We start from the raw sequence: 14,546 nt of genomic DNA, 5'->3' as shown, positions 1-14,546 counted from the left end.
CACACCGCGCGAGCACGCGAGGTGAAGCGCGCGGCGTGAATGCATCGTCATGCCGCGCGGCACGGGTTCCGGGCCCACGTTTCACTCACGTCGGCCTGACCATATTCGGGCGCATGAGCGAATGGAACATCGAGCCCGACCTGATCCGGCTGCAGGTGCGTGGCGACCAGTGTTACGTGAGCCGGGGCGAAACGGTGCTGGCCACGCAGCGTGACGGCTTCATCGAAGGCGGCGAGGAACAGGGGCTGTACGTGCGCCAGACGCGCGTGCTGAGCCGCTACCGCTGCCGCATCGGCCGCATCCGGCCTTTCGCGACCACCGTGTCCAACGTGCACCAGCACAGCTGGATCGGCTATTACGTCGTGCCCGCGCCCGGCAGCGACGACGCGAACGGAGAGGGCGGGTTGCCGCAGCGCTCCTCGCAGCAGACGCTGGAGATGCGCGTGGCACGACGCGTGGGCGAGGGCATGCACGAGGATTACGACCTCACCAACTACAGCCGCGACCCGGTGCGGACACGGCTGACGCTGGAGTTCGACGCGGACTTCGCCGACCCGGAGGAAGCCAGGGGCGAGCGTCGCCAGGAGGGCAGGCTCAAGCGCAGCTGGCGGCGCGACGGCGACGCCTGGGAGCTGTCGTTCGATTACCGGGCAAGCCGGCGTTTCAGCCACCAGGGAGAGCGCGGCAGTGCGTCGATCCACCGCGGCGTCACCTTGCGCATCGAGCGCTGCGACAGTCCGCCACGCCATCGCGAAGGACGCATCCAGTTCGACATCCAGTTGCAGCCGCACGAGCGCTGGCACGCCTGCCTGCACTGGGTGGCGCACATGGACGGCGACGAGCTGTCGTCGCCGCGCTGCGGCAGCAACGGGAACCTGAGTGCCCATGTGGATCCCGATTTCATGCGCGATGCGACGGACTTCGCGTCAGCCGAAAGCCGCACGCTGGCGCCGCTGGTCGTGCAATCGCTGGAACGTGCGCGCGAGGACCTGGCCGCACTGCGCCTGCCGCGCTTCGACCAGGGCGAGCACGCATGGACGGTGGCCGCGGGCGTCCCGATGTACGTGGCGTTGTTCGGCCGCGACGTGCTGACCACCGCCTACGGTGCGGCGATGCTGGGGCCGGAACTGCTGCGCGGCACGTTGCCCTTGCTCGAGCAATGGCAGGGCCGCGTGGACGATGAGTGGCGCGACGAACAGCCAGGCCGGATCCTGCACGAGGCGCATCCCGGTCCGCTGGCGCAGTTGGGCTTCAATCCGCGCGACCGCTACTACGGATCGCTGACCAGCGCCAGCCTGTACCCCATCGTGCTGGGCCAGCTGTGGCAGTGGACCGGCGATCGCAAGGCAGTGGAGCCGCTGCTCGACCCGGCATTGCGCGCACTGGAATGGATGGATCGTCACGCGCGTCTGGATCACGGCCACTTCTATGCCATCGCGACGCGTTCGCGCGAAGGGCTCAAGAACCAGACCTGGAAGGACTCCGACGACAGCGTGGTCGACGAGGACGGCGAGATCGTCGAACAGCCCGTGGCCACCTGCGAGGAGCAGGCGTTCGTGTTCGCGGCCAAGCGCACCATGGCGCAGGTGCTGGCGGACTTCGGCCGCGGGGACGAGGCCCGGCGTATGGCGAAGGAGGCGCTGGAGCTGCGCCAGCGCTTCGAGGACGCGTTCTGGATGGAGGATGCCGACTGCTACGCGATGGCACTGGCGCCGGATGGCAGGCAGGTGCGGTCCATCAGTTCCAACGCGCTGCGGTGCGTGTCGTCGGGCATCGTGGATCCGTCGCGCGTGGGGCGCCTGATGGAGCGCCTGTTCCAGGACGACATGTTCAGCGGCTGGGGCATGCGCACGCTGTCGAGCCGGCATCCCGCCTTCAATCCCTACGCATACCACCGCGGCACCGTGTGGCCGGTGGAACACGGCGCGACGGCGCAGGGCTGCGGGCGCTATGGCCTGCACGACTGCATGCATCGCCTGGCACAGGCGATGTTCGAGGTGGCCGGGATGTTCGAGTTCCGCCGCCTGCCGGAGTGTTTCAGCGGACATCCGCGCGACGAGGCGCATCCGTTCCCGGCGATCTATCCCGCCTCCAACTCGCCGCATGCCTGGTCGGCCAGCACGATGGTGGCGCTGCTGCAGGCGATGCTGGGCGTGTATCCGTTCGCAGGGCAGGGCGTACTGCGCGTCGCCCCGCAACTGCCGGACTGGTTGCCGCAGATCACGCTGCGCGGGCTGCGCGTGGGGCAGGCGCGGGTGGACCTGGCCTTCAATCGCGCGGACGACGGCACGACGTCGTTCGAGGTGCTCGACCAGAGCGGCGATCTGCGCATCGTCACCGGCGCGACCGGCTGGGACGTGATCGACCTGTTCGGCAAGGACCTGCACGAGCGCGTGTTGCAGCCCGATTGATCCGGATGCTCATGCCGGCCCGGCGCGTCACCCGCGCACGCGCGCGACCACGCCGGCAGCATCCGGGCCTTCCACGAACACGGCCACGCGCTCGCCCAGCCGCTTGAGCACCAAATGCGCACGTCGCTCGCCCAGCGGGATGTTGCGGATCGACAGTTCCTCGACGCCGGTCGGCAGTCGCGGATGATCCAGCACGATCTCCGCCGCGGGCCCGTCGATGCGGATGCCCAGGCAGGCCTGCAGCGACATGAAGGCCGAACCGGCCGCCCACGCCTGCGGCAGGCAGGCGACCGGATACGCCACCGGCGCGCCGCCCGGAACGCGCGGGAAACCGCAGAACAGTTCCGGCAGCCGCATGTCGAAGTGCACCGCCGCCTCGAACGCGCTGCGCAACAGGCGCACGGCGGTATCGCGCATGCCATAGCGCGCCAGGCCGGCCGCACACAGCGCACTGTCGTGCGGCCACACCGAACCGTTGTGGTACGACATCGGGTTGTAGCGCGCCTCGCCGACCGCCAGCGTGCGGATGCCCCAGCCGCTGAAGAAATCCGGCGAGATCAGCTGCGCGCCCACGGCCTTCGCGCGCGGATGGGTCGGCAGGCCCATGTAGAGCAGATGGCCCGGATTGCTGGCGCGCACGGCGCACAGTTGCTGCTCGCCATCCACGGCGATGCCATAAAAGCCTGATTCCATCCAGAAGTGCCGCTCCACCGACTCGGCGATGCGCGTGGCGCGTTCCTGCCAGCGGCGCGAAGAGTCGTCCTCGCCCATCGCCATCGCCAGCCGCGACATGCCGCGCATCGCCGCGAACACGTAGCCCTGCACCTCGACCAGCGCGGTCGGTCCTTCCGGCGAACGCCCGTCGGCGTGGAAGACCGAATCGAAGCTGTCCTTCCATCCCTGGTTGGCGAGCCCGGTCGCTTCAGCGCGCGCGTAGTCGAGCAGGCCCAGCGGGTTGTTGTCGCACACGCGCTCGATCCACGAGACGGCGGCCTTCAGCTCTGGCCAGATGCGGCGGATGAACTCGACGTCGCCGGTCCGCTTGGCGTACGCCGCGGCGAGCACCAGGAACAGCGGCGTCGTGTCCACGCCGCCGTAGTACAGCCCGAACGGAAGCTCGCGCAGGCGCGCCATCTCGCCCTTGCGCGTCTCGTGCATGATCTTGCCCGGCGCGGAGTCCATGAAGGACGACTCTTCCTTCGCCTGGTTCTTGGCGAGGAAGGCCAGCACGCCGCGCGCCAGCTGCGGATCCAGCCACAGCGTCTGCAGCGCGGTGATCACCGCATCGCGCCCGAACGGCGTGGAGAACCATGGAATGCCCGCGTACGGATACGGGCCGGTGTCCAGTTCGCTGGTCAGCAGTGCCAGGTCGGCGCGCGAACGTTCCATCCAGCCGTTGAACAGCGGCGCCTCGCAGCGAACGCGCGCGAGCCGGCGCTGGCGCCGGCGCATGCGCGTGCGGGCCACGCTGGCGGCGGCGCGATAACGCGCGCGCGTGGCCGGAGGCGGATGGTCGTCCGCGCCGACTTCCAGGTACAGCTCCTGCCGTCCGCGCGGTTCCAGCGCGAAGTCCAGGCACAGGCGTCCGTCCTCCATGCGCTGCGGCGCGCGCGAGAACGAGATGGACGAGCGGCACGCCGCGCCATCCAGGCCCACATAGCCGAACGTCAGGCCGTCCTCGCGCGGATGCGGCGGCAGCGACTGCCCGCGCGCGGCGCGGTGGCTGCCGCGCACTTCGAACATGTCGCGGAAGTCCGCGTCCACTTCGAACACCAGCCGCAGGCGCACTTCCTCGCGGCCGTAGTTCGTCAGCGCGATGCGCTCGAACATGCGGTCGGCGCAGAGGAAGCGCGTGCGCTTGATGTGCACCAGCCCGTGCGGCGTCTCGTCGCCGCCCAGCGGGGGCAGGGTGCGGTTGGTCAGGTGCGCGACGAAGAACACGTTGTCGCGCGAGACCATCGAACTGAGCAGCGCCGGCACCGAGTCGCCCAGCGTCATGCGGAAGCGCGAGAGCACTCGCGTGTCGTTGTGGAACTGTCCGTCGCTTTCGCCCACCACGTCGCCCTGGCCGTTGGCGATGAGGAAGGTGTCGCCGTCCTTGAGGACGTAGCTGGAGAACAGGGTCGCAGCGGCCGCCGGGTCCATGGCGCGGGCGTCAGGCGGTCAGACGGATGCGGCTGCCTCCCTGCTCCAGCACGCGCCAGTACAACTCCACATAACGGCGCGCCATGGCCGATGCGGAGAAGCGCTGCTCGAAGCGCGAACGGATGCGGCCACGATCGAAGCGGGCCACCGTGTTCACGGCCTGCACCGCCTGGTCCATGTCGTCGACGATCGTGCCGGTGATGCCATCGTCCAGGACCTCCGGCACCGAGCCGCAGTTCCACGCGACCACCGGCGTGCCGCAGGCCATCGCCTCGATCATCACCAGGCCGAACGGTTCGGGCCAGTCGATGGGGAACAGCAGCGCGACGGCGCCGCCCAGGAACTCGCTCTTCTGTGCGTCGCTGATCTCGCCGATGTAGTCCACGCCGGGCGCGTGCAGCAGCGGTTCGATCTCGTCGTGGAAGTACGCGCGGTCCACGGTGTCCACCTTGGCCGCGATCTTCAGTGGCAGGCCGACGCGACGGGCGATCTCGATGGCGCGGTCAACGCGCTTCTCCGGCGAGATGCGCCCGAGGAAGGCGAGGTAGCCGCCGCGCGGCGTCGCGCTGAAGTCGTACAGATCCGCGGGAAGGCCGTGATGCACCGTGCCCGCCCAGTTTGCCGACGGCAGCGGCCGGCGCTGGTGGTCGGAGATCGACGCCAGCGGGAATTGCGGCCAGGCCGCGTAGGCCGCTGGCAGGTCCTTCAGGTCCAGGCGGCCGTGCAGCGTGGTGAGCGTGCGCCACGGCATGTCCTGGAAGAACGGGAAGTGCAGCAGGTCGATGTGGAAATGCAGGATGTCGAATTCATCCGCACGCTGGCGCACCTCGTCCAGCATCGCCAGGTGCGCCGCCAGGTCGCTTTTCAGCGGAGCCGGGTCCAGGCGGATCGCCTGGTCGCGCATCGGCGCCAGCCGCGCGGCGGTGACGGCATCGGCCGAAGCGAACAGGGTGACGTCATGGCCGGCGTGGGTGAGCGCATCGGCCAGATGGGCGACCACTCGTTCCGTTCCCCCGTACAGCTTGGGCGGAACGGCTTCATACAGGGGCGAAATCTGCGCGATCTTCATGCGGGCTGTCTGTGGGGTACACCCGGCCGCACCCAGCCAACGCGCATGTGAATGCGCGATCGACGGGTCTGCCGTTGGGCGAGGATTCGACCTTATGTCACGCTTCTTCAAGGCCACGTGATGCCGCACGGCAGCATCGCGTGGTCGATTTCGCCGGTGGCTCTCACGCGTGCTGTTCGCTCGATTCGCGCGCCTTCGACGCGCTTGCGTCGGCTTCGGCCGTGGACTGCGATGCGTGGGTTCCCGGGGCGCCAGCGTATTGCGCCACCCAGTCGACGATGCGCTGGTGCCAGTCGACGCGATGGCTGGGCTTGCCGGTACCAGCAAGCGAATGGCTTCCGCCGGGGTAGACCACCATCCGCGTCGGCTGGCGTGAGCAGCGCACCAGGTTGGCGAACATCTCCTCCGACTGGCCGACGGGACAACGCTGGTCGTCCTGCCCCTGCAGCAGCAGTGTCGCCGCATTCGCGTTGCGGCAGTACTCGATGGGCGAGAGCCGGTGATACCGCTCGCGCACTTCATCGATCTCGCCACCCATCGCGTAGGGCGTGACGTAGAAGCCGGTGTCGGACGTGCCGGTGTGCGATTCCACGTTGGCCACGGGCGCGCAGATGACCGCCGCGCGGAACACATCGCTGTTGCCGATGGCCCACGCGCTGAGGAACCCGCCATACGACTTGCCGGTGCAGGCGACGCGATCGTCGATGAGGCGTTCATTGCGTAGCTGGTCGAGGATCGACAGATGTTGCGGCAGGTCCAGTTCGCCCCAGCGCCCGATCAGCCGCCTGGCGAACCCGTCGCCGTAACCGGCCGAACCCACGGCGTTGGGCGCCAGGATCATCCAGCCCTGCGCACACAGCGCGTACCAGCAGGCATGACTGGGATAGTCGATCAGTACGCTGCTCTGCGGGCCGCCGTGCATGTCCACCAGCACGGGAAAGGGCCCGTCGCCGACGGGGCGCAGCATCCATGCGTCGATCCGCTCCGTGCCGCCGTCGCCATCGGGCACCTCGAAGCTGCGCACCGTCACGCGCGGACGCTGGCGCTTGCATACCCATGTGTTGAACGAGGTGAGTCGCCGCAGGTCGCTGCCTTCCCAGTCGCAACGGAATATCTCTTCCGGCCGGCGCATGCTGGCTGCGGTCATCACCAGCATGTCGCCGCTGGCCGCGATCTCCATCACGTGACGCAGGCGTCGTGGAAAGTGCCGGACCTCGCCACCGCGTGCGTCGAGGACGGCGATCTCGTGCATGCCCTTGCGCACGACGAGTGTGGCGATGCGTTGCCTATCGGGGTGCCACGCGAAGCGGCTGCCTTCCAGGTGTATGTCATCGGCCAGCAGCGAAAGTTCGGCGCTTTCGACATCGAACATGTATGGACGGTCGATGGAGTCGCCCGCTACGGGATTGCCGCCGAACACCAGCCTGCGTGAATCCGGCGACCATTCCGGCCCGGTGATCGCGGACAGTTGCGTGGTGGCCTGCCGCGCGTGGCGGCCGTCCGCGTCGGCGAGCCACAGGTCTGCCAGATGTCGCTGCCGTCCTTCGCGCGTGCGCACGAACGCCAGGCATTGGCCATCGGGCGACCAGCGCGCCTGCTTGATGTTGAAGTCGCCCCGGGTCACCTGCACCTGCTCGCCGGTGTTCACGTCCACCGAAAACAGATGCGTGCGATGGCCTGCCGACGGACCGCTGCCGTCCATCTTGTAGGGCAGATGCGTCGCGACGACGGGGCGTTCCTTCTCCGGTTTCGATGCATCGTCGCGTTCGTCTTCGCCCCATGGCACAGACGCGCTGAACAGCAGGCGCGAGGCGTCGGCCGACCAGCCGTCGATGCTCTGGATCGGGAACGCGGACTTCGTCAGGGCACGCGCTTCTCCACCTGCGAGCGGTAGCAGGTGGATCTGCCGGCCGGACTTGTCGCGACGCGAGAGGAACGCCAGTTGCGAACCATCGGGTGAAAGCCGGGGCGAGCTGGCGATGAAGCCCGGTGCGGTCAATCGCCGCGCGTGGGCGGATGCATCCGCGGTATCCAGTTGCCAGATGGCCGAGTGGTACGTATCGCTGTCGCGCGAGGGCTGTGAGCGCACGAACACCAGGCGAGGATGATCCGAAGAACCCTGCAGCGACTGCATCGTACGGTGCAGGTAAAGGTCTTCTACGGCGAAGCATTTCATTGGATGTCCCTGTGTTGTTGTTTGGTCCGTGCATGCGGCAGCGCCCGGACAAGCCGGGCGCTGGGGTTGCCGTATGCCAGCGATGCTGGCGAACGCTTAACGGCGGTTGCCACCGCGTTCCTCGTTGCGCTGGTTGCCGCCACGCTCTTCTTCGCGCTGGCTGCCACCGCGTCCTTCCTGGCGCTGGCCCTGCTGGCCCTGGCCCTGCATCCCGCCCTGGCGCTCCTGGCCCTGGCCCTGCATGCCACCCTGACCCTGCTGGCCTTGGCCCTGGCCCTGTTTGCCCTGGCCCTGCTGGCCCTGGTTCTGGCCGCCACCCTGGTTCTGTTCGCGCTGATTGTTCGCCATTGCGTTTCTCCGAGTTGCAGGCGGAATTGCCTGGCACCCACAACGGTCGCAACTTGCGTGCCAGTCGCCGCGGCTCCATGAACGCACGGCCGCAACGTGCGCTGCCACGCATTCATCGACATCGTTGCGACGCGTGCGCATCGACCACGCAGCCAGACGCCGGGTCAGGCTCGCGCGAAGCATCAAGGATGAGCACGCATGGAAAAGAAGAAACTTCGCCGCGAAGGCAATGGATGCATGCGGCGCATGGACACGCATACGGTTAACTGCGCATCGCAGCGTGTGCATCGGCGATTCGACTCGTCGTCGCGCGATGTTGAAGCGCAACGTGCTACAGGCGTTCGACGGATGGCACGGAGGCTTCGCATGAACGAGGGGCGCAACGGTTCCGCCGACGCGGCGTCTGGCGGACGACACGAAACGCCACTGCAGGCGCGCCTGCAGCCGGTACGCATTGCCGTCGACGATGATCGCTTCTGCGCAACGCTGGTGACGCCGGCGCCGGCACTGCCGGCGGTGATGTTCGTGCATGGCTGGAACGGATCGCAGGAGTTCGAACTGGCGCACGTGCGCGATGCGGTCGGCCTGGGCTGCGCGGTACTTGCGGTGGATCTGCGCGGACACGATCGCGACGACCGGCGCCATGCGCAGGTCACGCGCGACGACAACCTGCGCGATCTGGTCAATGCCTACGACTGGCTGGTGGCGCGCGCCGACGTCGACGCGTCGGCCATTGCCGTGGTCGGCTTCAGCTATGGCGCGTATCTCGCGGCACTGCTGAGCGAGGCGCGCGCCGTGCGATGGCTCGCGTTGCGCTCGCCCGCCTCGTACCCGGACGAGGGATGGAACGTGCCGAAGCATTCACTGGAGGACCAGATCGACCTGGATGCGTATCGACGCGAGGTGCAGTCGGCCGATTCGGATCGCGCGCTGCGTGCCTGCGCACGGTTCCGCGGCGACGTGCTGCTGGCCGCCGCGGAGCACGACGACGTGCTGCCGCCGCAGGTCATGCAGAGCTATCGCGATGCGTTGCGTTCCGCGCGGTCGATCACCACGCGCATCCTCACGGGCGCCGACCACGAACTGTCCCAGGCGGATTCGCGTCGCGACTGGTCCGAACTGCTGGATGCATGGCTGCGCGAGATGGTCATCGGCGCGCGTCGGGAGGCCACGGTGGAGGCCCTGGAAGCGCGCGCCGAAGCCGTGGAGCGTGCGGAGAACCCGCACCGGCGCGATTGATTCAGAGGGGTACGGCCATGCCGTCTTCCGCAGGCACGGGGCAGTCGGCTTCGCGCACGGACAGTTCGGACAGGTGCAGCAGCAACTGCGCCAGTGTCGCGACATCGCGGTCGTTGTGCGCCAGCACGCGCCGCAGGTTGTGCGCCGAACCGCCACGCAGGTACGACAGCCACGCGGCCGGCGCTTCGGAGCCGGGCAGGTCGTCCTCGCGTACCACGTCGAGCGCGCGGCGTTCGATGGTCGCCAGCCGGCAGTTCTCCCAGCGCCCGCGATAGCGCCGCCGGGTGGGATACAGCAGGTCCACATGGCCCAGTTCGGCCAGCGGATTGGGCATGCGGCTGAGCCGGTAGCGCGTGGCCAGCAGCGGCGCGTCGTAGCACTTGCCGTTGTAGCTGACCAGCACGTGCTCGGGCCGCAGCCATTGGCGGAATGCATCGAGCATCGCTGCCTCGCCGGACATCGCGGTGAGCACCAGCTGACGGATGCGCAGCGCGCCACCATGCCAGTCCGCGGCGCCGATCATGAAGGCACGCGTGCCGCTGCCGCCGGCCAGGCCGGTGGTTTCGGTGTCGAAGAACAGCAGCTGCGAGGCGTGCAAAGGCTCGCGCCGGTCGAAGCGGCCGTCGATCCATTCCGAGGACGGCGCGAAGGGCAGGGTCGTTTCCAGCAGGCGCAGCCCGGGAGCGATCTCCTCGCCCGGCACCGCGCGGTCGTGCGAAGGCGCGCGTACGAATGTCGATTCCACCGGCACGCGTCGCCGCAGGTGGCGGCGCAGCTCGTCGATGCCCGGACCGGACGGACGCGGCGACTCGTTGGCAGGCGCGTTGCCGCCGGCCTGGCGCTTGAGCTGCTGCAGGCGTGCGAGGGTCAGGCTCATGCGGGCGCCAGCGCCTTCAGCACGCGCAGCGCCAGCGCACGCGGCGCCACGTTCGCATCCTCGTCCGCGGCCAGCACCGGACCGACGCAGGCCGGGCAACCGGCCTTGCAGTCGCAGCGTTCGACCAGTTCGACCGCGCGCTGCACCAGCTCACGCTGGCGGAACCACAGCGGCTCGCTCAGTCCCACGCCGCCGGGGTAGTTGTCGTACAGGTACACGGTGGGCACGAAGCGCTCGCCGTCCTCCACCGACACCGCGTTGTCGTCGCCGCCGCGCAGCTGCCCGCGTCCGCGGCCGTCGGCGCTGGCGAACCACGCGCCGTTGCCGTCGCCCACGGCCTTCTGCAGGTCCACGCCCTCGGCCATCACCGCCACCTTGGCCACGACGTGCAGTGCGTAGCCCGCGCCGAGGAAACCGTCCAGCGCTTCCTGCCGCGAGGAGAAGGTGGATTCCAGCACGCTCTGCGGCAGCTGCCACCACACCGCGGTGGTGTGCAGCTCCTGGTCGGGCAGGGTGACGGGGCCGTAGCCGATGTTCTCGTGCGTGTAGTAGCGGATCTTCTTGTAGCCGGCGACACGACGCACCACGTGCACCTCACCGTGATGGCTGGTGCCGCGTCCGGCCGGCGAACCGTCGAAGCGTTCGAGCACCTTGAGCTTCGTGTAGTCGATGGCGTCGGTGTAGTAGTCCACGTGGGTGCGCGTGACGAACGCCTTGCGCCCGTCCCAGTCCAGCTTCTCGACCTGGTACGGCGTGGCCTGCACCATGTGGATGGCGCCTTCGTACAGCGTGAGCGGCGCGGCGGAGTAGTCGACCTCGGCGATGATCGTCTGCCGGCCTTCGGTGCGGTCCACCACGACGAAGTTGCCATCGGCCACCGAGCGCAGGCTCACCGCATTGGCGGGGTAGCTGTCGGCGATCCACTCCCAGCGGCCCTGTTCGCCGTGCACCACGCCGTCCTCCGACAGCAGTTGCAGGTACACGGAAGGGTCGATGGAGCCGAACAGCTCGCGCTCCTGGAAGGGGAGCTCGAACGCCGCGCAGCGAATGTGGTCGAGCAGGATCACCGGCTGGTCGGCATGGATGCGCGCGTGTTCCGGCGTCGCGCTGGCGAAGAACTCCGGATGGCGGATTACGTACTGGTCCAGCGGATCGGAACTGGCCACCAGCACGCCCAGCGACGGCTGCTGGCGGCGTCCGGCGCGGCCGAAGCGCTGCCACGTCGCGGCGATCGAACCGGGATAGCCGTTGAGCACCACCGCGTCGAGCGCACCGATGTCCACCCCAAGTTCCAGTGCGGACGTGGAGACGATGCCGTCGATCTGGCCCGCGCGCATCGCGCGCTCGGTCTCGCGCCGCTCGGTGGGCAGGTAACCGCCGCGATAGCTGCGGATGCGCGCCGGCTTGCGCGGATCGTGATCGAACACGTCCTTCAGGTACTTGGTCAGCACTTCCACCATCAGGCGGGACTGCGCGAAGACGAGCGTCTTCAATCCGGCCTTGATGGCGAGCCGCGCGATCAGGTTGCTCTGCGAACGCGCGGACGCGCGAAGGCCCAGGTCGGGGTTCACCACGGGCGGGTTCCACAGCAGCACGTGCTTGTCGCCACTGGGCGCGCCGGATTCGGTGATGGCGGTGACGTCGCGTTCGGTCAGCGCCTCGGCGTGCGCCTTCGGATTGCCGATGGTGGCAGAGCACAGGATGAACTGCGGACGCGAACCGTAGAACGCGCAGATACGCTGCAGGCGGCGGATCACGTTGGCCACATGCGAGCCGAACACTCCGCGGTACGTATGCACCTCGTCGATGACCACGTAGCGCAGGTTCTCGAAGAACTGCGCCCACTTGGTGTGATGCGGCAGGATGCCCTGGTGCAGCATGTCCGGATTGCTCACCACGATGTCGCCATGCAGGCGGATGGCCTGGCGCGCATCGCCCGGCGTGTCGCCGTCGAAGGTGAAGGTGCGCACGCCCAGATTGCCGGCGGCGTTGAGTTCCAGCAGCTCGGCCACCTGGTCCTGCGCCAGCGCCTTGGTGGGGAACAGGAACAGTGCCTTGGCGCGTTGCGTGGTGGCGGCGGCCAGCACCGGCAGCAGGTAGCACAGGCTCTTGCCGGACGCGGTGGCGGTGGCGATGACCACATCCTCGCCGCGAGCCACCGCGTCCCATGCGTCCGCCTGGTGCGAATACAGTCGGTCGATGCCGCGCGACTGCAGCGCCTGCGCGATGCCCTGCGGCACGGCGGCGGGCATCGGCACGCTGCGCTCGGGACGCCCTGGCACCGTGTGCACGCCAGTGATGCGCGCGAGGTACTTGTTCTCCAGGCGCCGTGCCAGCGCGTGGCCATCGGTGCGTGGGGCAGGCCGCGCCACCTCCGGAAAGACGACGGCCGAATGCGATGCGCCGGCTTGCTTCGAATCGGAAGGGATCTGGCGCCGGGCCGGCTGGTTCATCGCTGTCGCTCCGCAAAAGGCAGAGCGTTGTAAACAGCGGCCGTCTCAGGATGTGAGATGGGATCGCGGGTGCGTGGATCGCCGGATGATCAATGCATCAGCGGTCGGCGCCCGGCTGCGAAGTCGCTTCCCATGCCTCGCGCACGCGCACGGCCACGTCTTCCCATTGCAGGCCGGTCGAGCCGGCATATACGCGCCACAGCGCCTGCGCGCGCTCCTCGATGGCGGACCACTGGGTGGCGCCATAGACCTCGCGCAGGCCTTGGCCGACGGACCGGATCAGGATGTCGTAGGTGCCGGATGCCGGCTCCCGTGGATCGTTGTTCATGCGTTCCCCTGCTCGCGAAACCATCGGAGCAGGACCACTCACAGGTAACGCGCAAGTACTGGACTCGCGCTCGATCCGCCGACACACAGGTCACCACATCGAGCGTGAATCCGCCCCAGGTTGTGGCACGCAGCGTGCGTGCAGGGGTGATGGAAACACACATTGGCCCTGCGGGCAAATGCGCAGGGTGGCCAAATCCCCGGGAAATCCGCGACGGAATGTGACACATGCCGTGCTGTCGCGACCTCGTTCGCGACTCACGACGAGTCGTTTCGACAGCGTTCGTCGTGTAAGCCAAGGGCCCCCATGGCCGCGACTCGCGGCCATGGGAGCAACATCGTCGCGCTGCTTCAACCGCGGCTTTCGCTGCCGCTGCGATTCGTGGACGTGGAGGCGCCGCCCGCACCGCTCACGTCGCCGGCGATGCGTTGCGCGCGTGCGGAATCGTCTTCCTCCGTGTCGCGTTGCGAAGTTTCGCGCGAGCGCTCCTTCACCTGGATGCGGTTGTCGATGCGGTCCACGCCGCGCACGGAATCGGCCAGGTCCTCGGCGCGATGCTTCATGCGCCGATCCTCGACACTGCCTTCCAGCGTGATCACGCCGTCTTCGCAACGCACCTCGATGTCGCTGGCATCGAGCTGGTCGTCGACGTAAAGGCGCTCGTGCACGTCCTCCAGCACGCGTGCATCGGAGCGACGATACGACGCCGGCCCGACACCGCGGAAGCTGCGATGCTCGGCTTCGTCGCGATCGCGATGGCCCTGCGGCAGGTTGGCGCGTCCGATCGAGCCGCCATAGGCTTCGCCGCCGCGCAGCCGACGACGTGCAGGTTCGTCCCCGCGATGGTCGTGCCCGCTGATGCCCATCGCGCCGTAGTGCTCGCTCTCGTAGCCTGCGTCGGCGAACTCCTGGTAGCCGTAGCCTTCGCGGCCATAGGCTTCGCTCGGCAGCCCGGCGCCATATCCTGGTTCGCCACGCTCCTCGCTGTCGAAACCGCCGGCATAGTTGAGTTCCAGCCCGTAGTCGGCGCCGTAGCGGGCGAACTCGTTGCTGCCTTCCGAGCCGACGTCGGAGACCTCGCCCCACGGACGCGGCTCGCGTTCGCGCTGCATCCATTGGCTTTCCTCGCGCGAGCGTGCGCGCCGTTCGGCATCGCGGTGGCGTGAAGACGGACGTTGTCGCGGATCCATGACGATCTCCTGTGGGTGGACAGGCTGGTCGACGCAACAGTCGTGCCCGCTCGCAGGCGCGGCCTCACGCCATCGCCGCATCACGGAGGAAATTTGTTCGCGCGCGCGGCGACATTTGTGCACGCCGGCGCATGCGCGTCATCGATCGGGTTGACGCCACAGCCGGCGGCGTGCGGTGCCGTGATTGCCCAGCTGGTACGCCGCCAACGCCGCGGGCGCGAAGGCGAAAGGCGTGAACGGCTCCTCCGCCAGCATGCGCAGGAACGCGGCGCGCGCCTTCCCCAGGGTCACGTGCGGCACGTAATGGTCG

General features: G+C 68.4%; 10 protein-coding genes. 2 read left to right on the top strand and 8 right to left on the bottom strand.

The genetic code is table 11. The features are described 5' to 3' along the window. The first annotated feature begins 113 nt into the window (after window positions 1-113). Entirely contained in the window at window positions 114-2,411 is a 2,298-nt protein-coding gene (locus VFE83_RS03515; RefSeq protein ID WP_324903500.1) for a glycogen debranching N-terminal domain-containing protein, read from the top strand. Window positions 2,412-2,438: 27 nt separating this feature from the next. Here the strand turns inward: VFE83_RS03515 and VFE83_RS03510 are convergent, their stop codons facing one another. The 4 genes from VFE83_RS03510 to VFE83_RS03495 all read right to left on the bottom strand — a co-directional run bounded on the left by VFE83_RS03510 (window position 2,439) and on the right by VFE83_RS03495 (window position 8,149). Further along, a complete protein-coding gene (locus VFE83_RS03510; RefSeq protein WP_324903499.1) occupies window positions 2,439-4,556 on the bottom strand; it encodes an amylo-alpha-1,6-glucosidase in 2,118 nt (705 codons plus the stop codon). A 10-nt stretch (window positions 4,557-4,566) separates the two neighbouring features. Continuing rightward, on the bottom strand, window positions 4,567-5,625 hold the full coding sequence (locus VFE83_RS03505) for a glycosyltransferase family 4 protein (protein WP_324903498.1): 1,059 nt from the start codon (window positions 5,623-5,625) through the stop codon (window positions 4,567-4,569). 163 nt (window positions 5,626-5,788) lie between these two features. Beyond that, entirely contained in the window at window positions 5,789-7,801 is a 2,013-nt protein-coding gene (locus VFE83_RS03500; protein WP_324903497.1) for a S9 family peptidase, read from the bottom strand. A 96-nt stretch (window positions 7,802-7,897) separates the two neighbouring features. Continuing rightward, window positions 7,898-8,149, bottom strand: a complete 252-nt coding sequence (locus VFE83_RS03495; protein ID WP_324903496.1) for a hypothetical protein — start codon at window positions 8,147-8,149, stop codon at window positions 7,898-7,900. Window positions 8,150-8,515: 366 nt separating this feature from the next. On the opposite strand from VFE83_RS03495, the gene VFE83_RS03490 reads away from it, so the two are divergent. Beyond that, window positions 8,516-9,388, top strand: coding sequence for an alpha/beta hydrolase family protein (locus VFE83_RS03490; protein WP_324903495.1), 873 nt, complete (start codon window positions 8,516-8,518; stop codon window positions 9,386-9,388). Between the two features lies 1 nt (window position 9,389). Here the strand turns inward: VFE83_RS03490 and VFE83_RS03485 are convergent, their stop codons facing one another. The 4 genes from VFE83_RS03485 to VFE83_RS03470 all read right to left on the bottom strand — a co-directional run bounded on the left by VFE83_RS03485 (window position 9,390) and on the right by VFE83_RS03470 (window position 14,236). After that, complete coding sequence (locus tag VFE83_RS03485) at window positions 9,390-10,265, bottom strand: ribonuclease H-like domain-containing protein (protein WP_324903493.1); 876 nt, start codon at window positions 10,263-10,265, stop codon at window positions 9,390-9,392. Further along, a complete protein-coding gene (locus VFE83_RS03480; RefSeq protein WP_324903492.1) occupies window positions 10,262-12,718 on the bottom strand; it encodes a DEAD/DEAH box helicase in 2,457 nt (818 codons plus the stop codon). The genes VFE83_RS03485 and VFE83_RS03480 overlap by 4 nt, the downstream gene beginning before the upstream one ends. 97 nt (window positions 12,719-12,815) lie before the next feature. After that, window positions 12,816-13,046 carry a hypothetical protein gene (locus tag VFE83_RS03475; protein WP_324903491.1) on the bottom strand — a complete coding sequence of 77 codons (231 nt, stop codon included), beginning with the start codon at window positions 13,044-13,046 and terminating at the stop codon, window positions 12,816-12,818. A 350-nt stretch (window positions 13,047-13,396) separates the two neighbouring features. Continuing rightward, window positions 13,397-14,236 carry a BON domain-containing protein gene (locus VFE83_RS03470; RefSeq protein WP_324903490.1) on the bottom strand — a complete coding sequence of 280 codons (840 nt, stop codon included), beginning with the start codon at window positions 14,234-14,236 and terminating at the stop codon, window positions 13,397-13,399. Between the last annotated feature and the right edge of the window lie 310 nt (window positions 14,237-14,546).

The organism is Lysobacter sp., assembly GCF_035655815.1.
GTDB lineage: Bacteria > Pseudomonadota > Gammaproteobacteria > Xanthomonadales > Xanthomonadaceae > Lysobacter_J.
The sequence above is the reverse complement of the archived record's forward strand: the minus strand, read 5'-3'. Positions and strand labels throughout refer to the sequence as shown.